This window comes from Paracidovorax anthurii, assembly GCF_003269065.1.
Taxonomy (GTDB): domain Bacteria; phylum Pseudomonadota; class Gammaproteobacteria; order Burkholderiales; family Burkholderiaceae_C; genus Paracidovorax; species Paracidovorax anthurii.
In genome coordinates this window covers 23,813-42,586 of the sequence record NZ_QLTA01000021.1, presented here as the reverse complement: position 1 = coordinate 42,586, position 18,774 = coordinate 23,813, and the positions used below count along the sequence as shown (strand labels likewise).

Sequence of the window (18,774 nt, the reverse complement as noted above, 5' to 3'; positions counted from 1 at the left end):
CAAGGGTGCGGGTTTCGGCCAGCCTGGGCTGCGCGGAGCGCAGGGCTGGCGCCGGGACACTCAAGCCCGCCGGCGTTGAGCGTGCTGCTGCATCAGCGCGGCATACCGGGCGCTGACAGCTTCGCCGTCCAGGCAGTCCACGCCGATGCCCACGGCCTCGGCCACACGGCGACGCACCGAAGCCAGATGCCGCGCCTCGGCCAGGGTCGGCAGGCAGGTCGGCCAGCCATCCTCGTAGAGCAGGTGACCCGGGATCTCCGCTTCGGCAGCCTGCCGCTGCGCGGCACGCTCCTTTGCCTCTGCGAGCTGTGCCCGCGACACGGGATCGAGCAGGGCTGGCGCCACATCCCCGAGCCACTGTCCCGACTGGAAGGCAAACGTGCTGCGCACCTCCAGCCGCACGAGTTCCCTGTACACGGCGGCGTTGTCATCGCAGCAAGAAGCCGCCAGCAGATCGGCACGCGAGGCCAGCACACAGAAGGCGCAGGAGACGCGGCTGCTGCCGTAGATACGGTAGGCCTCATGCAACACGCCACCGCACTGGCCGATGTAGTCGAGCACATCTTGTCGCTGCCAATGGATGATGGCGTGCCAGGACAGCCCGATGCCGCGCGCGCGGGTCAGCACCGCGTCACGCTTGGCGACGGGCTGGCGTGCACGCCGGGCGCTCTCCTGCCAGCGCAACCCCACCGCAGACACCACCGGGCCGGCCGGATACCGGGCGCGGATCGCACGCGCGATGACCTGGGACTTCAGCTCCGATGTGCAGAAGCGCTGCGCCGCCGAACTCCAGGGCATGATGAGTTTCACGCACGACAGTGCGCGGTAGCGTTCCACGTTCGCAGCCCAGCGCGACAACCAGCGGTCCACCATGTCGCCGGCCGGCCGGCGCACCGTCACCAGTTCCCAGCCGAGCCGCTGCGCCAGACGCTCGCACACGGGAGCCGAGTCCCGCCACTCGATGCGCCCCAGGTCGCTGTGGATCAGCGCGCGGGGGCCCGCATGCCCGATGCGGTCCAGATGCGTCTGCACACGGTATGCCAGGGCCTGGCTGTCCTTGCCGCCGCTCACGCCCACGAACACGGGTGCATGGCCCGCCAGGGCAACATCGATCACGGGATCGCACGCGACGCTGAAGCGCGGCGCGGCGGTTGCAAGGAAGGTCCGGGAAGACGGGGGCGCTGCCAGCGCCAGCCCGGGCAGTTCGATCTGTTGCACGAGAGTGCCTCCTGAGACCCAGGATAGGCAGTGCCGGGCGGCGTCAAGCGGGGCTGCAGGACCCGCGCGCGCCCGGGAGACCGAGCGCCGCGAGCGCCGCCGCCGTCATCGCCTCGTTGTGCGCAGACGGCACGCCGAAAGTGTCGTGCAACGCGTTCATCGCATGAAAAAGACGGCGAAGTACGGGCACCAGCTGGGCGGGATGGCGCAGGGCATAGCCGACCTGCCCGCCCTCCCCGGGCTGGGGTTCCACGTCCACCAGCATCAGCAGGATCAGCTTCAGCACGTCCGGCTCCGGCAGCAGGAAGTGCAGCCAGTAGCCCCACCGGGCATCGAGCGCCCGGAAGAAGCGCACGCACTCCGGGATCTGCACCAGCGGCCTGGGATCGCCGTCGTAGCCGTTGACCTGCACCAGCATGCGCCCGGCGAAGCGGTGGACCCGGATCGGATCGTCGCTGAACGCCGTCAACCGCTGGGCCGTGCCGTCCACGCGCGGCGCCTCAACGTCCTCGCGCGATATGACGATCACAGCGAAATCCGCCTCCTGCACCTGCTGGTCGAATCCACTCCCATCCGTGTACCTGATCTGCATGTCGTTGCTCCTTGCTGCTGCCACGCCGCGACCGGGCATCGATCCGTGCCGACAGCCGAAGGCGCCCCTGCACCTCGCGCGTGCGAAAGCCCCCTGGAAACCGTTCCTTCGGATCGCTGAGCCCCGCAGGGCGTGCTCCATTGAAGTGACAGCACCATCGCTGCCGACACCAGGATCTCGCCGGCCCGCTCCCTCGCAAGTGCGGCATTCGCGCAGCGGCGGCCGCACGGAGCACCCGATAAGATCGGGCATCAGGCACCGGACCCAGACCCTGCACAGGGCACCGGGGTGCGAACCCGCCTCCTCATCCATAACGACGAATTCCCAGAACCATGGCAACTGCGAAGAAGACCCCCCGGCCCGCGCCCGCGAAGAAGGTCGCCAAGGCCCCGGCCTCGGCCGCGACCGGGATCCGCCCGGTCAAGGACACCTTCACCAAGAGTGCGTTGACGAGTCACCTGGCCGAGATGTCGGGCATCGACCCCAAGGCCGTGAAGGCGGTGCTGGCAGCCCTCGAAGCCACCGTGCTTGGCTCGGTCCACAAGAAGGGCGCGGGTGAGTTCACCCTGCCCGGCCTGCTCAAGATCGGCGTGCAGAAGGTGCCCGCCAAGCCCAAGCGCAAGGGCATCAATCCATTCACGAAGGAAGAGCAGGTTTTCGCGGCCAAGCCCGCGACCGTGCGCATCAAGACGCGTCCGCTCAAGAAGCTCAAGGACGCGGCGCTGTAAGCGCCGTTGCCAGCGCGAATCGGGGATCCATGCGCCCCGCCGCGCGACGGGCCCCATCATGGCAATCCACTACACCGTGCGCTGCCTGCTCGAAACTGCCTGTGGCAGCCTGGCTGAAATCGAGCTGATACACCCCGACCTGCCGGACGGCCATGCGAGCCGCCGGAGCGATGCGAGCCGCTGGCTCTGGATCGAGGGCGCCACGGTCCAGTCGCTGCAGGTCATCGGCGACAGCAACCCCTCCGAGCGCATCTTCGACCGCGCCGTGCTAACCCTGGGCGGAGCACATGGCGAATTGCACTGGCCCAGCGGCCGGCGCGATGTGCTGTCCATCAACGCTGCCCGCGAGCTGCGGCCAGAATTCCGGCGGCTGGTGCACGAGCACTTGAATTGACTCGCGCCCTCGCCACCGCAGCCTAGGCACATGGCGGCGTGGCAGCACGCCATCGCGCCCAGTCAGCCATCAGCGCGTGGCAAGCGTCGGAGCGCCCGCGGCGCTAGGCCAGGGTGAGCGGTGCCACCGGCTTTGCCCGATGGCGCCCAAGTACTGGATGACCGCCGTCTCGGAGTGCCCAGGCCGACCCGCAGCCCAGTCCCGGAAGGCCACGCGGCCCCTTCCGAACGGCGACAGCCAGGGCGAGCAAGGCGGATGCGAAGAAGCCGGGGCGCTCCGATGGACTTCAGGGAAGGCCCATCTCGATTCCGCCAAGCGATCCTGCCGCTGCCGTCGGACTCTTGCGACTCGACGTCAACATCCGCCATCAATGGTCCATCGACCGCCAGGGCTGCCGTCAAGGCGACCGGCCTCGCTTGTGATACGTTACAAGAAGCAAGAAGAAACGATCCGGAGGAGTCAGAATGAAAGAGATTAGCGGCCGGGCCTTTGCAGAACGCTTTGCCCTGAACCCTTTGGGCTTTGCGTGGTTGCTCGGTGCGGGGGCCTCCGCCACGGCGGGCATACCGACCGGCTATCAGATGATCCAGGAGTTTCGCACGCGTCTTTTCGCCTCGGAAACCGGCATCAGCCTGCGTGAAATCGACTCTGCGGATCCCCTCTGGCAGTCGCGCATCGACCTGCACCATGAGCGGAAGGGAACGCTTCCGCCCAAGGGCGACCCCACCGAGTACAGCCGGGCGTTCGAGGCGCTGTACCCCACGCCCGAGGATCGGCGGCTATTCATCCGGAATCAGGTCAGCAAGGGAAGCCCGTCGCTCGGCCACAAGGTTCTGGGCTCGCTGCTGGGAGTACGGAAGACACCTTGCGTGTTCACCACGAATTTCGATTCGCTCATCGAAAGCGCTGCCACCATCGCGTCGCAGCTACTGCCCGCCAGCGAACGCGGCACACCCACCCTCGCTGCGATCGACAACGCGGCCCGCGCCGAGACCTGCCTGCGCGAGAGCGAGTGGCCGCTGATCGTGAAGCTGCACGGCGACTACCAGTCCGTGGAGCTCAAGAACACCGATCGGGAGCTGGCACAGCAGGACGCCCAGTTGCGCTTGGTGTTGACCCAATCGCTGCAGCGGTTTGGACTGATCGTGGTCGGCTACAGCGGGCGCGATGACTCGGTCATGCAGGCGTTGAACGCCGTCCTTCGATCCCCCGTTCGCTATCCCAAGGGCATTTACTGGCTGTGCCGCGACGCCGACAGCTTGCTTCCTGCGGTCCGGGAACTTCTTGAACAGGCCGAATTGGCACAGGTGGACGTGCACCTCGTCCGGGGCACCACCTTCGATGAGCTGTGCGGAGACATCGCGGACGTCACGGACCTCCCCTCTTCCCTGGTCACCCATGTATTCGGCGACCGCCATACGGCCGCTGTGGCGCAGGTACCGCTCCAGCGGCAGGCCGCCTTGAAAGCCCCGGTGCTCAGGCTCTCGGCCATGCCGCTGATCGAGATGCCCAGGAGTGCCCGAAAGATCACCCTGAACTCGAACGCGGGCATCGCCGACGTACGCGCCCTGCTCAAGCAGGCGGGGGTGAGAGCGACCGTTGGACAGGCGGGCGGCCCCGGCGTTCTAGCGGCCTTCGGACCCGACGCGCCCATGGAAAACGCGCTGGCGCCCCTTGGAGCAAGGCTGGCCGGTGAAATCGCGCTGGACATCGCCAAGGACTCGTGGGCCAAAGGCTTGATCTACGATGCCCTCGTGCGCGCACTCTGCCGGGAGCTACCGCTGTTCGCCCGTTTGCACGGCCGGGGCCATAGCCTATCGGTGTCACGTCCGAACAGCGAACTCCCCCGGGAGCTGGCCCAGGCCAGACGAGACCTGTTGTCACGCCTGAAGACAGCGTATGGCTCTGAATTGACCGGCCCGGTCCCCGGCACTTCCGGCAAGTACTCCGAGGGATTGTCCATCCGCCTGGAGCAGGCCGATGAGCGCTGGTGGGCCGTGTTCGAGCCAGCGACCTTCATTGACCTCGACCACCGCTCACCCGATGCCGATACGCCACAAGCCACCGCCGAATGGCGCAAAGCCGAGGATTGGCGCAGGGAGCGCTGGGTACAGAAGTACAACCACCGCTGGTCCGCGATCCTGGACGCCTGGGTGGAATTGCTGACGCACGCCCAAGGCTCCCGGCGCAGCGCCTACGGCTTGACCGAGAAAGCAGGTGTCGATGCGATGTTCGAGCTGGGCGCCAAGACCGCGCGCAGCAGGCCCGCGCACGACCACGACTTCTTCCATGTGCAGCAGGGACAGCGATGAGCACCGAGAAGCCGCTGCTAATCAGTTTGCCTGCCTTCACCTTGCTGGAGGAACCCGAACTGGCCTTCGCATCCGGAAACCCCAAGGCCCGCCACCGGCACCCCCTGCTGGGACTGTCGCGCTTCGGTGCGTTCGACCAGGCATCGTACCGGCATTACAGCCGGGACCTTCGCGTAGCGTATGTGGGCCCCAGGTCCGGCGCGGTGCTGGTGCGCGACATGCGAGAGAGCCTGCGTGGGCCTCAGCGCAACACCGACAACAACAGCTACGCGCAGGCTTATCCGGGATTCGAAACCCTGTTCGGGGTGGATCTGCTGAGTGCCGACAAGCAGGCCCATGTCGTGTGGCCCGAGGAACTGTACGAGCTCGGTCAGGGCGAGACGGTCAGCGAGCGGGTGCGCGCCGCGCTCCATCACGCACTCCGGCGCCTCGAGGCAGCGCGCGCCGAGTTTGACGTGGCGCTGGTGTACTTTCCCGACCGGTGGCTTGCGCATCTCCGGACCAAGGAGTTCGATGCGCACGACGAACTCAAGGCGCTGGGAGCGCAGTTGGGCATTCCCACGCAAGTCATCAACGACAAGTCGCTGAAGTTCGGCAACTTGGGGGCACGCGCGTGGCGCCTGTCCGTGGCGTTGTACGCGAAGGCCGGTGGGACGCCCTGGAAGCTGGCGCCGATCGAGGGCATTCCCGAGGACACGGCCTACATCGGCCTGGCCTACGCCATCCGCCGATCGTCGGACGAAGCCCACTATGTGACTTGCTGCTCGCAGGTTTTCGACATGGAAGGAGGCGGCATGCAGTTCATCGCATTCGAGGCGAACGATGCGATTGCCGACGAAGCCGAGGCTCGGCGCAACCCCTTTCTGTCCCAAGCCGACATGCGGGCGGTCCTCACGCGCAGCGTCCGGCTCTACCTTGAAGGACATGCGGGCCGCGTCCCGCGTCGCCTTGTGATCCACAAGACCACCGCCTTCACCGAGAGCGAGCTCAAGGGCGTGCAGGACGCGACGCAATCGATCCCGGAAGTCGAGTGCATCGAAATCGGCTCGAGCTCGGCGTGGCGAGGGATCTGGATGGTCGAGGCGCCAGGCAAGCAACCCAGCATCCAGCCAGCGCGCTTCCCCGTTCCACGCGGCACCCTGGTCATGACCTCGGGCAACGCGGCTCTCCTGTGGCTCGCAGGCAATGCACCGTCGGCTGTCGGTGGCAGGGACTACTTCCAGGGCGGCAAGAGCATCCCGAAGCCCATTGTTCTTCGCCGTCACATGGGACGAGGCCCTTTCGAGCTCCTGGCGTCCGAAGCCATGGCGCTCGCCAAGATGGACTGGAACAACGATGCGCTGTACGACCCATTGCCAGTGACGATCATGTATTCGCAACGGCTTTCGCGCACCATCTCGAACGTGCCCAGCCTGCCTGCGCACAGCTACCCCTATCGGCTGTTCATGTAGGTAACTACAATGGTGCACAAGGCGCCCGCCGTACTTGCACGCGAGTAGAACCAGGCTCCCCCCCATTCCATCGTCATGATTTTTCCCTTCCGGGCCTCGTCGTCGGGGACTTAAACGCGTGCGTCCGCCCCGACTCGGCGAGGGACACCGAAAGGAAGACGCATGACCTTGAGAGCACTGGCGCATTCCGCGCACCAGTTCCTGCAAGCAAGAGCGGGCCACAACGCCCGTCACAGCCACGTCTACGAACTGCTGGCCGCAGCGTTCGGCTACAGAACCTGGGCCTCGCTGCGCGCAGACGCACTACTGACAGACCAGGGTGTCGGTCAGGACCCCGAAGCCACCGCAGGCCCGCAGATCGCGGGACGCGCGCTGCAATTGCAGTACGGACAAGCCGAGGCGCTTGCCATGGCGGACGCATTGGGCCAGTTCATCGCCAACCGGCGGCTTGGCCTGGTTCTCTGGGCCGCGCTGGCACCGCTCCTGTCCATGGCCCCGACTACCGCAGACCCCGGCGGCGACGCAGAAGACGACGAATACTCCGATGACTGGGGCGATGTTCCCCGCCCCTCGCCACCGGCCTTGGTGCATCCGCCGCGCGAGCACTATCTTGCCTCCGCCCTGCTGCTGGACTGCCTGGAGCAGGCCGCAGCGACGGACCCGCACGCGCACCTGATGCTGGCGGCTCTGCACCGCTGCAGCAAACCCAACGCCTATCTCTACGAAGAATCGCTCAAGGGCCGGCAGCTCAGCGCCAGCGAGCGCGGCTGGGTCGAGGACTACATGAGGCTCACGCCCCGGTACCAGCGCTACGAAATGCACCTCAAGGCCGCCGCCGAGGCCGGGGTGCGGGCTGCCGCGCTGGAATACGGAACGGTGTTCGAGCGGCCCGAGTTCATCGCTTTGGCGGAGCGCCTGGACGGCGAGGTCGACCCCGAACAGATGGCGCGCGTGGCCACGAGCCTCGAAGTGCGTGCCCGTTGGCTGCGCCAAGCCGCCGAGGCGGGTTCTCGCAGGGCGTTGGAAGACCTGGCCGATCTGGGTGACCCGTGGGCGGAAGACCAAATGGCCTCCAGCGCTAGCGTGCACTGGTTGCGAGCGACGGCAGAACGCGCCCTTGGCAAGGGCGATCCGGTGCGAGCTTGGGTCTGGCAGTACGTCGCGCTGGCACGCGGCGACGATCTGACCCACTCCACGCTGGCCGCACGCCACGATGGCGGCTCGAACGACGGCGAGTTCTACGACAGCGACTTCGGCGGACCACTGTACGTGGACGGGGACGAAGGCTTGGTGCTCCCCGAGCTGGATGGCGTCCAGCATAGAGTGGCGAAAGCGACGGCCCGAGACATCCTGCGTCACTGATCGGACCGCAAACGGGCGTAATGGCTCCCCGCATGGCACCAGGCAACCGCCCTCCTCGTGCATAGCCGTTGCCCGTTGCCGCGCCCGCTTATCGGCGGAGCCCCTTCCCACAAATGGGTGTCGGCAGCGCGGATCGCATCGATCAAATAGGCACGACCTTGAACCTGCGCATGACGGACTGCGCTTCGCGCGACGTCGGGATCGATGCTCCTGGGGTTCACCACGGCCAGTCCGCGCGGAGCCACGGCACGATCGAACAGGGCGATGCAGAACTGGCCCGAGTTGAAGCGTGAGCGGTACCGAATCCCATCGACCGCCGGGTTCTTGTGCGCATGCAACAGCTGGGACCAGCGCTTGGTGCGCAGGTAGGAGTCGCCCATGATGTTCGACGCGCAATCGCCCAGGTCGATGAGGGGCTCATCGGCGAATTGCGCCAGCACCAGCGAACCCGTGGCCGTGACCTCGCACGCCCAGCGGTGGGTCATGCTGGCGAGCGGGATCTGGATGTCCGTGCCTGCGGCGCGGACCATGTTGGTCCGCACGATGGTCTCCATCCAGCAGGTCGGCAGGTCGTAGGCGAGATAGAGCACGCCGAACTGCTTGGCCGCCGCCAGCCGGGGCGGGCAGTCGTAGCGGTTCTTGCGGCCGATGCTCGCTGCGAGCGGGTTCTGTCCGGACCAGTAGACCCGGTGCAGCGTCGTGCGCGTGAGCCGTTCGGTGGCCAGATCGAAGCCGGGGTCGAGCACGGGCCGGGGCTGGCTCATGCCGCTCGGCCTTCCCGGGCCTCGGCCTTCAGTTCGTCTTCGACGACTGCGAGCAGGGAGGCGCCAGCGCCCAGCTCCAGTTCGGACACCAGTTCGTCCCGGGCGGCCCGCAGGGACGGCGTCAGGTTGGCACTGGACAGCAGGCACTCGAAGGGCCGCAGTCCGTTGAGATTCCCGTTGGGCGTCGACAGGAAATGGTAGAGCTGCCATTCGTCCATGCCCGGAACGCTCGCATACAGCGAAGCCGTGGCCGCCCCCGCCACGCCGGGGTCCAGCGCCCAGGCGGGGATGCGGTGCTCGCCGTCGCCCGGCACCTTCAGCGCAAAAAGCTTCTGCTCCCGGATGCGCTTGCGCACTGCCGGCTCGCCGATGCCCAGCAGTTCGCTGGCCTGCGTGGTCGACTTGAACGGGCCGGACTTCAGCAAGGCCACCTTGCTCCTGAGACCGCGCTCGAGCAGCTCCTGCCAGCCCTCCTCCACGGAGGTGGTGGACACCGATGCCTTGTCGGCCAGGGTCTCGCCGACTTCGCGGATCAACTCGTCCTCGGTCAGACCTCCCGCATGGCGGCCCTGGATCTCCTTGAAGGACGCCAGGGTTTTTTCGAGCAACGAGCGAAGCAGGGACTCCCTGGCCCCTTCCGCGCGGGAAACGGCGTCGAGGTCGATCGCCAGGCCCTCGTCCGCCAGGGCACGGGCCGCATCGACCGCCCGCTCTCGCTTGCCGTGCAGGACCAGCACGTAGCGCACGGGCGCACCGCCGGCGGCCTGCAGTTCGTACAGCGCCTCGTGCCCTTGCGTCGCCGCCCCGGCGCCGGACTTGGCGGTGCGTCCGGCGCTCACCGGCCCCACGGGTGCCACGTGCAGAATGCTGCCGCTGTGGGCGTCCACGATGAGCGGCAGGAAGCCGGAATGCGGCGGTGCCGATGCCTGCGCGCTGCGCGACCGCTTTGCCGGAGTCGATGTGCCTGCCATTCGATGTCCTTCCTTGAAGGTCGGGCGCCGAAGACACCCGGTTCCGACAGTTTCTCAGGTTACGCCAGTTACGTCAAACCGCCCCTCCCGCTGCCCGGGCATCGGACCGCCAGGGTTCCGTTGGCGCGCGGGATCAGCCGCACCCGGCCAGCGCAGCGATATCCCCGTCTGCGGTGTCGCGCTCCAGGGACTCGAACAGATCGGCCTGCCGCTCGAATGGGACCGTGAGCCGCTGGCGCAACTCCGAGAGATTCTGCTCGCCGTGCAGCCGGTGGCGCTGGCGCCACTGCGAGCGCCGCAGGATGCTGTCGATCAGGTGCGACTGCCCCTTGCCAGGCTGCAGCAGTCCATAGCGCAGGTAGGTGCGGTAGCCCGCTGTCCAGTCGTCCTCGAATTCGTGGCGCCCATCGAGCATGCGGTCGGCCTCGAAGTCCAGGAACATCCCCGCCGCTTCCCCGTCCACCTCCGCCGTCGCCTCGACGTCGATCACCGAGCGCCCGTTGCGCAATGTGCGACGCCCAGGACCGCAGCTGTCGGCGAACATCTCCCAGGCCGAATCCCGCAGTCCGGTGACCACGAGGTCCGAGTGGATCTCGTCGTCCCAGTCCTCGCCGACGTGGATCAGACCGTAGCGCGGCACCGCGGTCTTGGGGAATGCCGCCACGGCCGGTGGACTCCAGCGCCGGCCACGCTCCACCTCGCGCCAGATGCGCAGCGCCGAGAACGGCGGTGCCAGCGCATACAGCGACCAGCGGGCATCGATGGCGATGAGCTGTGCCGCGCCGACGATCTCGATGCCGGTGGCCTGCTGGGCACTCAGCGCGTAGCGCAGCAGCTCGGCAAGCATGGAAGGCGCGTAGGTATCGGCAGCGATCGTGATGAACCCTTCCTTGATGGTGCGGCCGATGTACTGCCGCCGGCTCCAGTCGTACTGGGTGTGGGCGATGAAGTCGCGCAGCGCCGCCAGAGGCCGCATGTAGCCGTAGCGCTGCGGCTCGCCCTCGATCATCTGGCGCAGCGAACGGTCCTCGCGCACCGCCGTGCAGGCCCAGCAGCCGAAGCGGCTGGCGCAGGGCTTGGCGTGGCGCTCCATTTCGGCGTCGGCCACCACCACGCAGCTACTGCCGCCGGCATCCTGGTAGACGCGCAGCACGTCGTCGAAATCGCTGTAGGCCTCGATCACGCCCTGCCGGCACAGCCCGAGATAGCTCCATACCTCGTCGGTGGTCCAGTCCAGCAAGGGGCTCAGGCGCAGGCGGCCCTCCTTGTCGGTCCACAGCCGGGCGGCCTGCTCGCCGCGGCGGGCGATCGAGCCGGCGCGCACGGTCGACTCGTCACGCCGCACGCCAGTCATCAGCACCGGCGCACGCCACCCCTGGCGCTGCAGTTCCCGCGCGAGCTGGCGCAGCGCCCGCTCGCTCGGTTCCCGCTTCCAGGAGCTGGTGCAATCGCGGCGCGAGTCGGGGAAGGCCGGCAGGGCCCGCCCGCCGATCACGCGCACGGCGAAGGAGTCGTACTGGGCCGGATGCGCGACGCGCACGCGCAGATCCAGGCCGCGTGCCGCCGCGAAGCGGCGCATGCGCCCGAGCTCGCCACGCACCAGCGTGCGGATCTCGGGGTTCTCCACCGCGCCCACGTCTGCGTGGGTGATGACCAGCAGCGCGCGATGGCCCTCCCCCTGCACGGCCATCGCGGCCGCGATGGCGAGGTTGGCGAGCACGCTGCTGTCCTTGCCCCCCGAGTAGGCCACGGCCAGGGGATGGCCCTCTCGCAGGACGGCCTGCATGGCCGCCAACGCCTGCGCCTCTGGCGTCAGCGCGCGCAGCGATGCGAAATGGATGGGTTCTGTTGGCATGGGAGATCCAGGAAGGTTCAGACCAGGATCTCCCGCGACAGCGTGCCTTCAAGTCCCTTCGCCACCCTTCAGGCGGCTCGGCCGCAGGGTGCCGCGGCGGATGGCCCGCCGGAAGCGGCACCCTGCACGCGCCGGAATGGCGGCAGGCCGGCGAGCAACCGCCGCCCCCACGGCGTGCCGGCCAGGCGCGGATCGAGTACCGTCACGCGCCCGCGGTCCTCGGGCGTGCGCAGCAGCCGCCCCACCGCCTGCGCCAGCCGGATACCCACTTCCGGCACGCTGCGTTCCAGAAACGCGGATCGCCCCTGGGCCTCGATCCATTCCCGCCGCGTCTGCTCGACCGGGTCGTCGGGCACCGCGAACGGCAGCTTGGCGACCACCAGGTGCGTGCAGTAGGCCCCGGGCAAATCCACACCCTCGGACAGGCTGGCCAGGCCGAACAGGATCGATCGCAGCCCTTGGTCGATGCGCTTCCTGTGGTGCGCCAGCATTTCGCGCCGGGACACCCGTCCCTGCATGAGGATCTGTTCGCGCAGCGGTGGCGGCAGCGCCTGCTCGACCTGCTGCATCTGGCGGGCCGACGCGAACAGGACCAGCGCTCCCGAGGGCGTTCCCCACGGAACCTCCAGCAAGGCGGGCAGCATGGCCGCCACCTCCTCGGTGTGCGACTCGGCGTCGCGCGGATGCGACCGCATCCTGGGCAGGTGGAGTTCGGCCTGGGCCGCATGGTCGAAGGGAGAGGGCAGGCTGATCGCACGCACTCCTTCCCATGCCTTCAGCCCCGACTCCTCCATGAAGAGATCGAACGATCCGCAGGCCTGCAACGTGGCGGAGGTCAGCACCGCCGCGCCGGCACGCTCCCACAGCAAGGCCCGCAGGCGGTGCCCGCCGCTGATGGGCGCCGCGCACACGTGGTACTCCGCCGCCCGGCCCCCTTTGCCGTGGCCCTCGATCCAGCGCGCCGTCGGAGGATCGCCCTCCGCGGCAGGCCGCAGCATGCATTCCCAGGTCGCCGTCAGGTGTTCAATACTGCCCAGGCAGGCCCCCAGAGCAGCCACGTGGGGCTGCGCGGCCACCGCGTCCTGCCGTGCGCGTCCGAGCGCGGCATCGCGCAACGCGCCGAGGGCATCGCGCAGCGCCGTCGCCCAAGCGTGAAGGGACGCGCCAGCTCCGTGGATATCGGAGGGCAGCGCGCCATGGGCGAATCGGTGGATAGGTGACGGCCCGTGCGCCGGGTAGCGCCTGGACAACGCCCCGTGCAGTTCCTCCAGCGCTCCGCACAGGCGCCGGCCCTGCTTGCCGACCGCCACCGCCAGCGGTGCATCCAGTCGCAGTTCGCGCCCGGCGTGGTCCGCCACCAAGGCGGCATCCTCCACCCAGCGATGGGCGGCCAGCACCGCGTGCCGCGATGCACCGCGGGCCGCCGCCTTGTCGGGCAGGCCATGCGCCTCGTCGAGCACGAACAGGGTCCGGGCGGGGTCCGGCAGCAGCAGGCCGGGCTCCATATCCAGGGCCGCCAGCAACAGGTCGTGGTTGGCAACCACCACGTCGGCCTCCTTGACCCGCTGGCGCGCGGCCTGGAAGGGGCAGCGTCCGAACTCCTCGCAGCGCGGCCCCAGGCAGCCCTCGCTGTCGGTGCTGATGCGGTGCCACAGGCCCTCGGGTATCGGGTCGCACCAGTCGTCGCGATCCCCGGACCAGGTACCGCCTTCAAAGGCCTTCGCCAGCCGCCCCTCGAGGCGAAGTGGCCGGGACGGCGCCTGCGGTGGTACGGCCCCCGGAGACGCCGCGGCTTCCAGGACAGCCACAGGCCGCTGCAGATCCAGGCGCAGCAGCTTGGCGGGGCATGCATAGCGGCGCCGCCCTTTGGCCAGTGCGCAGCTGAACGCCAGCGGCAGGTACTGTTGCAAGGCCGGCAGGTCCTTGGTCATGAGTTGTTCCTGCAACGCGACCGTGGACGATGACACGACGACGCTGAGTCCCCGCGAGCGCGCCAGCACGATGGCCGGCAGCAGGTAGCCGAGGGTCTTGCCGGTGCCGGTGCCGGCTTCGATGACGGCAATGCGCTGCGCCGCATCGGCCAGGCCCTCCTTGCCGTCGCCGAGGGCGCTCAGCGCATGCGCCACCTCGGCCATCATGATCAACTGCGAACGGCGGCTCGCGAAGCCGGGCATGGCCTCCCGCAAGGTGCGCAGGCAGGATTGCATCCGGGCTTTCTCGTCGTCGCTGAGCATGTGCCCAGCTTCTCGCGGAGGGGCACGGCTTCAAGTCCCCACGCGGGGGCGAGGCGCCACTGCGGCCTGGGACTGACACCGCTGACCCGCGGGCACGTCAGCACCGCAGCCCTCTTCCGCCTGGCGCACTGAAGATGCCATTCAGCGCAGCGAAGGACGCCTGAATGGCACCGTGCGCCGCCCAACGCCGCGGGACTCGCCGACGCGGCACACGTCACGCAGCGCCTGCGCGAACAGCGCATCGGCTTCTCGCGCGGACGCCTGCGCCCGTCGGAACAACGTGACCGGCGGCAGCGTCCAGCCGAAGCGGTGCGCCACCACGCCCACGCCCGCCAGGCGCCCCAGTTCCTCTGCGATGTCGGCGGGAACGATCGACACCGCGCGCTCATTGGCCGCGATCAGCTCCCCGATCACCTTGGCGGACAGGCTCTCCACCATCGGGGCGGGCGGCGCGACACCGGCGCGCAGAAAGAAGTCGGTGATCTGTTCGCGCATCGGCGTGTCGCGCTGGCCCAGCACCCAGTCGAGCTGCGCCAGCTCGGGCCAGGACAGGGGCCGGCGCCCGAGGCGGGTCGCCAGCCGCCGGTGCGCGATCAGGCGCGGCTCCTGCTCATAGAGCACCTCGTGCACCAGCCCCTCCATCGTCAGCACGGCCGACGTGCGGCCGATCACGCAGTCGAGTTCGTGCGCGCGCAGCCGCGCCAGCAGGTGGTCGCTGGTGCTTTCATGGATGGTCACCGTGATGCCCCTGTCCTGCGGCCGGGTTCGTCCGATGGCCGCAGCCAGCAGCCGACCCGGGATGAAGGGGATGACCCCCACCTGCAGGTGGGCCGCGCGGCCCGCCCCGGCGGCCTCCATGTCCCGTGCCCAGTGGCCCAGGTCCTGGAGCATGGCCCCTGCACGGCTGAGCGCGACCTCTCCCAGGACCGTAGGTTTCATGCCGCGCGCCGAGCGCGTGAACAGCGGCGCGCCGAACATCGCCTCCAGTTCCGCGAGCGCATGGGTCACCGCCGGCTGGCTGGTAGCCATGTGCTCGGCCACGCGCGTGAGCGAACCATGCTGCGCGATCAGGCGCAGCAGCGTGAGGTGGCGCATCTTCAGGCGCGATGCCAGCCGGGCCTGGAGTTCGTCGGAAGCCATCATCGCCTCCATTAGGAGTTTGGTATGGCCTGATACTAATTGCGAATGATCTGGTTATATGGCCTCTCCACAATGCCGGGCAGGAGGGCTACCCATGGATTCGATCTATCTCGTCGCGGCGCTTGGCGCCGTCGTTGCCGGCTTCGTGCAGGGCCTGTCCGGCTTCGCGTTCGGGCTGGTCGCCATGTCGTTCTGGGCCTGGACGCTGGAGCCGCGCCTGGCGGCCGTGCTGGCGGTCTTCGGCGCGCTCACCGGACAGATCATCGCGGCCGTCTCGGTGCGGCGCGGCTTCGATGCGCGGCGCCTGCTGCCCTTCGTTGCAGGAGGCCTGGCCGGCGTGCCGCTGGGCGTGCTGCTGCTGCCGCGCATGGACGTGGACGGGTTCAAGGCCGTGCTGGGCACGCTGCTCGTGCTCTGGTGCCCCACCATGCTGATGGCCAAGAGCCTGCCGCGCATCGCGCGGGGCGGACGGCTCGCCGACGGCGCCGTGGGGCTGGCCGGCGGCGTCATGAGCGGCATCGGCGGCTTTTCCGGGACGCTGCCCACGCTGTGGTGCACCCTGCGAGGCCTCGAGAAGGACACCCAGCGCGCGGTGATCCAGAACTTCAACCTCGCGATGCTGCTGGTGACGATGGGCACCTACCTCGCCACGGGACTCGTCACGCGCGAGATGCTGCCGCTCTTCGCCATCGTGGCCCCCGCGATGCTGGTTCCCACGCTGCTCGGCGCGCGGCTGTACATCGGCATCAGCGAGGTCCGGTTCCGCCAGATCGTGCTCGGACTGCTGACAGTGTCCGGCATCGTGCTGTTGGCCTCGTCATTGCCGAGACTGCTCGCCCGGTGGACGTGATCCGGTGGACTTCACGGCGGATAGGCATTCGTGGCTGCATGCGATCGCGTGGATGGAGGACCGCGAACCGCCATGCGATGCGCATGTCCCCGACTCCATCAAGGCCCCGGAACACTCACCACCACGACCGCCGAGAAGCCGTTCCATCGGCTTGCCAACGCCCCAAAGAATCCCCCTTTACGAAGTCAGCCCGCCGCGATCCTGTCCGGCAAGATTGGCGCCGACGGCCCGAAGCACCCGGCCGCAATGCGTCCGTGCGCGCTCCAGCGCCTTGGCCGGGGCGCAACCCGCAGTCCAGTGATAGGCCAGCATCGCGGCGAAGGCGTCCCCGGCGCCCAGAGACGAGCGCACCGCAATGCGCTCAGCCTGGAGGTCGTGCACCTGCGCACCATCATCGAAGAGCGCGCCGCCGGCGCCCAGGGTCACCAGCAGGGCCTGTCCCCCATGCACTCGCAGGCGGGCCATCCATGCGGCGCCATCCGAGCGCAGGTCTCGTGGCAATTCCATCCCACGCCCAGATGCCCAAGTGCGCGCCTCCGCCTCGTTGACGCTCACCAGGTCGGCGCGCCCGAGCACCCGCTCCAGGGCCGCGGAGCGGGCTTGCAGTTGGCCGCTGCCGGGATTGACGGCCAGCCTGGGGGGCTGCCCGGCACTGCGCGAGAGCGCCGCATCCAGTTCGGCCTCGGCCTGCGCGGACAACGCCGAGACGTACAGGAGGTCCGACTGCCCCGATGCCTCCAGGGCACGCGATGGCGAGACGCACACGCTCGCGCCGCGCTGCGCGAAGATCCGCACATCACCACCCGTGTCCAGATGGATCACCGCGCGCCCCGTGGGCTGGCCGGACACCGACTGCACGAGCGAGACATCGACGCCCTCGCGAGCCAGGATGGAGCGGACCCACTCGGCCTCCGGGTCGCACCCCAGGGCGCAGACGATCCTGGCATCGGCGCCGCAGGCCCTGAACGCCAGGCACGCATTCACGGCGCCGCCGCCCACGCCCATGGTGATGGCGCCCACATCCTGCTTGCCGCCGGCCGGGCCGGGCCATCGCCCCCCTTCGACCACGATGTCGACCGTCGCGCCGCCAATGGTGGTGACCCGCATCTCAAATTCCGATCATCGCTGCGCCGACCACGCCCGCCGAATTCCCGAGCCGGTTGCGCAGCACAGGGGTCTCGTAGCGATCGCAAAAGACCAGGGCATGCAGCCGCTCGACACCCTGCGCGTAGAGTGCATCGATGCCAGCCAGACCTCCCCCGATGACGATGGCCTGCGGATCCACCAAGGCGACCGCGCTGGCGACTGCTTGAGCAAAGTAGTCCAGGAAGCGGTCCATGACGGCCGATGCCTCCTTCTCTCCCGCCCGGGCACGCTGGGCGATGCGCGCGGCATCCAGCGGCGCTCCGCTCCACTGCGCGTACTGCCGCTCCAGCGCAGGACCGCTCAGATAGCGCTCCACGCAACCCCTGCGACCGCAGTAGCACTGCGGCCCCGATGGATCGAGCACCATGTGGCCCCATTCACCGCCGATTCCGTTGCGCCCTTGGATGAGTTCGCCTCCCACCACGAGCCCCGCGCCCACCCCTGTGCCGAGCACCAAGGCCAGTACATCGGTGTAGGGGGCCGCGGCCCCCAGCCGCGTCTCGGCGAGCGCGAAGCAGTTCGCGTCGTTGGCCAGTGCGAACCCGCGCCCCAGCGCCTGCTCGAGGTCGTGATGAAGGGGATGGCCATTGAGCGCCACCGCATTGCAATTCCTCAAGAGACCTGTGGCCGGCGACAGGGAGCCGGGCGTTCCGATGCCCAGCGTGTGCTCGCCCTGCGCGAGGCCCTTGGCCAGATCGCGATAGACGCCCGCGATGCGAAGGACCACGGCGTCGTAGCCTTCGTCGGCGGCCGTCGCGCAGCGTGTCCGTGCGCACTCCTTTCCATGGTCATCGAGTAGGATTCCTTCGATTTTGGTGCCTCCCACATCGATGCCGATACGGTGGCGCGGCGCGGGCGCCAGTGGACTCTTTTCCATGCGCAACATCCCCCCGATTCATTTGATCGTGACATTCGACGCCGTCGCGCGCCGCCAGAGCTTCAGCCAGGCCGCGGACGATCTCAGCCTTTCGTACAGTGCCGTGAGCCATCGCGTGCGGGAGTTGGAAAAGCTGCTCGGCACCAAGTTGTTCAACCGCACGACGCGCGTCGTGTCCCTGAGTCCGGAAGGGGCCTATCTCCACCAGCAAATGAAGGCCTCGCTGGAGATGCTGGAGGCGGCCTTCAGCGGCTTCGCCCACGAGCGGGACGTGATCCGCATCAGCGCCCTCCCCTCCTTCGGCCGATTCCGTCTGGTCCCGGCCCTCACGGATTTCCACCGGACGCACCCGTCGATCTCGATCGCACTGCAGCCGACGACCCGCTTGGTCAACCTCAACCAGGGTGAAGCCGATATCGCGATCCGCTTCGCGCGCGACAAGCCCGACGCCTTCCACGCGGAACGACTGCTGGAAGACGAGTGGTTTCCCGTCGCGTCCCCGCGCTACCTCCAGCAGATCGGCAAGCGCAGCCTGCCCGAGCTCTTCAAGCGCGCGGATCTGCTGACCCATAGCCGCCAGGCATGGGAGCCCTGGCTCCAGGCCGCAAAACTGGAGATCTCGCCCGCGCAGCGCAACCTCACCTACACGGACACGGGCTTCATGCTTGACGCGGCATTGAACCAGCAGGGCATTGCGCTGGGAAGGCGCTCCCTCGTGAAAGGGCTGCTGCAGGACGGAGCGCTGGTGCGTGTCTCCAATATCTCGATCCCGTCGAGCCAGGCCTATTTCCTGCTCGCCTCCGAGCGGGCCGTGATCTCGCGGCATGGGACCACGGTCATGGATTGGCTGCGGTCCTTGTTCGTGGATGGATAGCGGCAT

At 68.4% G+C, this 18,774-nt stretch carries 16 protein-coding genes; 7 read left to right on the top strand and 9 right to left on the bottom strand.

The genetic code is table 11. The features are described 5' to 3' along the window. Nucleotides 1-60: 60 nt before the first annotated feature. Nucleotides 61-1,218: a phosphoadenosine phosphosulfate reductase domain-containing protein gene (locus tag AX018_RS12050; RefSeq protein ID WP_111877529.1), complete on the bottom strand. Its 1,158-nt coding sequence runs from the start codon at nucleotides 1,216-1,218 to the stop codon at nucleotides 61-63. A gap of 43 nt (nucleotides 1,219-1,261) precedes the next feature. Continuing rightward, the gene (locus tag AX018_RS12045) at nucleotides 1,262-1,810 is read right to left on the bottom strand and encodes a hypothetical protein (protein ID WP_146749298.1); all 549 of its coding nucleotides are present in this window, start codon (nucleotides 1,808-1,810) and stop codon (nucleotides 1,262-1,264) included. Nucleotides 1,811-2,142: 332 nt separating this feature from the next. Between AX018_RS12045 and AX018_RS12040 the strand changes: the two genes are divergently transcribed. The 5 genes from AX018_RS12040 to AX018_RS12020 all read left to right on the top strand — a co-directional run bounded on the left by AX018_RS12040 (nucleotide 2,143) and on the right by AX018_RS12020 (nucleotide 8,057). Then, a complete protein-coding gene (locus AX018_RS12040; protein WP_111877527.1) occupies nucleotides 2,143-2,538 on the top strand; it encodes an HU family DNA-binding protein in 396 nt (131 codons plus the stop codon). 58 nt (nucleotides 2,539-2,596) lie between these two features. Further along, nucleotides 2,597-2,932, top strand: coding sequence for a hypothetical protein (locus AX018_RS12035; protein ID WP_111877526.1), 336 nt, complete (start codon nucleotides 2,597-2,599; stop codon nucleotides 2,930-2,932). A gap of 464 nt (nucleotides 2,933-3,396) precedes the next feature. Then, nucleotides 3,397-5,244, top strand: a complete 1,848-nt coding sequence (locus AX018_RS12030) for an SIR2 family protein (protein ID WP_111877525.1) — start codon at nucleotides 3,397-3,399, stop codon at nucleotides 5,242-5,244. Beyond that, on the top strand, nucleotides 5,241-6,695 hold the full coding sequence (locus AX018_RS12025) for an argonaute/piwi family protein (protein ID WP_111877524.1): 1,455 nt from the start codon (nucleotides 5,241-5,243) through the stop codon (nucleotides 6,693-6,695). The genes AX018_RS12030 and AX018_RS12025 overlap by 4 nt, the downstream gene beginning before the upstream one ends. 162 nt (nucleotides 6,696-6,857) lie before the next feature. Further along, the gene (locus tag AX018_RS12020) at nucleotides 6,858-8,057 is read left to right on the top strand and encodes a hypothetical protein (protein WP_111877523.1); all 1,200 of its coding nucleotides are present in this window, start codon (nucleotides 6,858-6,860) and stop codon (nucleotides 8,055-8,057) included. On the opposite strand, the gene AX018_RS12015 is transcribed toward AX018_RS12020, so the two are convergent. From AX018_RS12015 to AX018_RS11995, 5 genes are all read right to left on the bottom strand, one after another. Further along, nucleotides 8,051-8,821 (bottom strand): RES family NAD+ phosphorylase, encoded by a 771-nt coding sequence (locus AX018_RS12015; protein ID WP_170146240.1) that lies wholly within the window; start codon nucleotides 8,819-8,821, stop codon nucleotides 8,051-8,053. The genes AX018_RS12020 and AX018_RS12015 overlap by 7 nt on opposite strands. After that, a complete protein-coding gene (locus AX018_RS25245) occupies nucleotides 8,818-9,792 on the bottom strand; it encodes a hypothetical protein (RefSeq protein WP_170146239.1) in 975 nt (324 codons plus the stop codon). The genes AX018_RS12015 and AX018_RS25245 overlap by 4 nt, the downstream gene beginning before the upstream one ends. Before the next feature lie 133 nt (nucleotides 9,793-9,925). Beyond that, entirely contained in the window at nucleotides 9,926-11,647 is a 1,722-nt protein-coding gene (locus tag AX018_RS12005) for a phosphoadenosine phosphosulfate reductase domain-containing protein (RefSeq protein WP_111877520.1), read from the bottom strand. Between the two features lie 68 nt (nucleotides 11,648-11,715). Continuing rightward, nucleotides 11,716-13,881: an ATP-dependent DNA helicase DinG gene (dinG, locus tag AX018_RS12000; RefSeq protein ID WP_111877519.1), complete on the bottom strand. Its 2,166-nt coding sequence runs from the start codon at nucleotides 13,879-13,881 to the stop codon at nucleotides 11,716-11,718. Between the two features lie 141 nt (nucleotides 13,882-14,022). Next, nucleotides 14,023-15,024 (bottom strand): LysR substrate-binding domain-containing protein, encoded by a 1,002-nt coding sequence (locus AX018_RS11995; protein ID WP_211322419.1) that lies wholly within the window; start codon nucleotides 15,022-15,024, stop codon nucleotides 14,023-14,025. Nucleotides 15,025-15,115: 91 nt separating this feature from the next. Here AX018_RS11995 and AX018_RS11990 point away from each other — a divergent pair, with 91 nt between their 5' ends. Next, nucleotides 15,116-15,871: a sulfite exporter TauE/SafE family protein gene (locus AX018_RS11990; protein ID WP_111877517.1), complete on the top strand. Its 756-nt coding sequence runs from the start codon at nucleotides 15,116-15,118 to the stop codon at nucleotides 15,869-15,871. A 177-nt stretch (nucleotides 15,872-16,048) separates the two neighbouring features. On the opposite strand, the gene AX018_RS11985 is transcribed toward AX018_RS11990, so the two are convergent. Further along, complete coding sequence (locus AX018_RS11985; RefSeq protein ID WP_111877516.1) at nucleotides 16,049-16,978, bottom strand: carbohydrate kinase family protein; 930 nt, start codon at nucleotides 16,976-16,978, stop codon at nucleotides 16,049-16,051. 1 nt (nucleotide 16,979) lies between these two features. After that, nucleotides 16,980-17,894 (bottom strand): ROK family protein, encoded by a 915-nt coding sequence (locus AX018_RS11980; protein ID WP_170146238.1) that lies wholly within the window; start codon nucleotides 17,892-17,894, stop codon nucleotides 16,980-16,982. On the opposite strand from AX018_RS11980, the gene AX018_RS11975 reads away from it, so the two are divergent. Continuing rightward, nucleotides 17,893-18,768, top strand: a complete 876-nt coding sequence (locus tag AX018_RS11975; RefSeq protein WP_170146237.1) for a LysR substrate-binding domain-containing protein — start codon at nucleotides 17,893-17,895, stop codon at nucleotides 18,766-18,768. The two genes, AX018_RS11980 and AX018_RS11975, sit on opposite strands and share 2 nt — an antisense overlap. Nucleotides 18,769-18,774 lie beyond the last annotated feature (6 nt).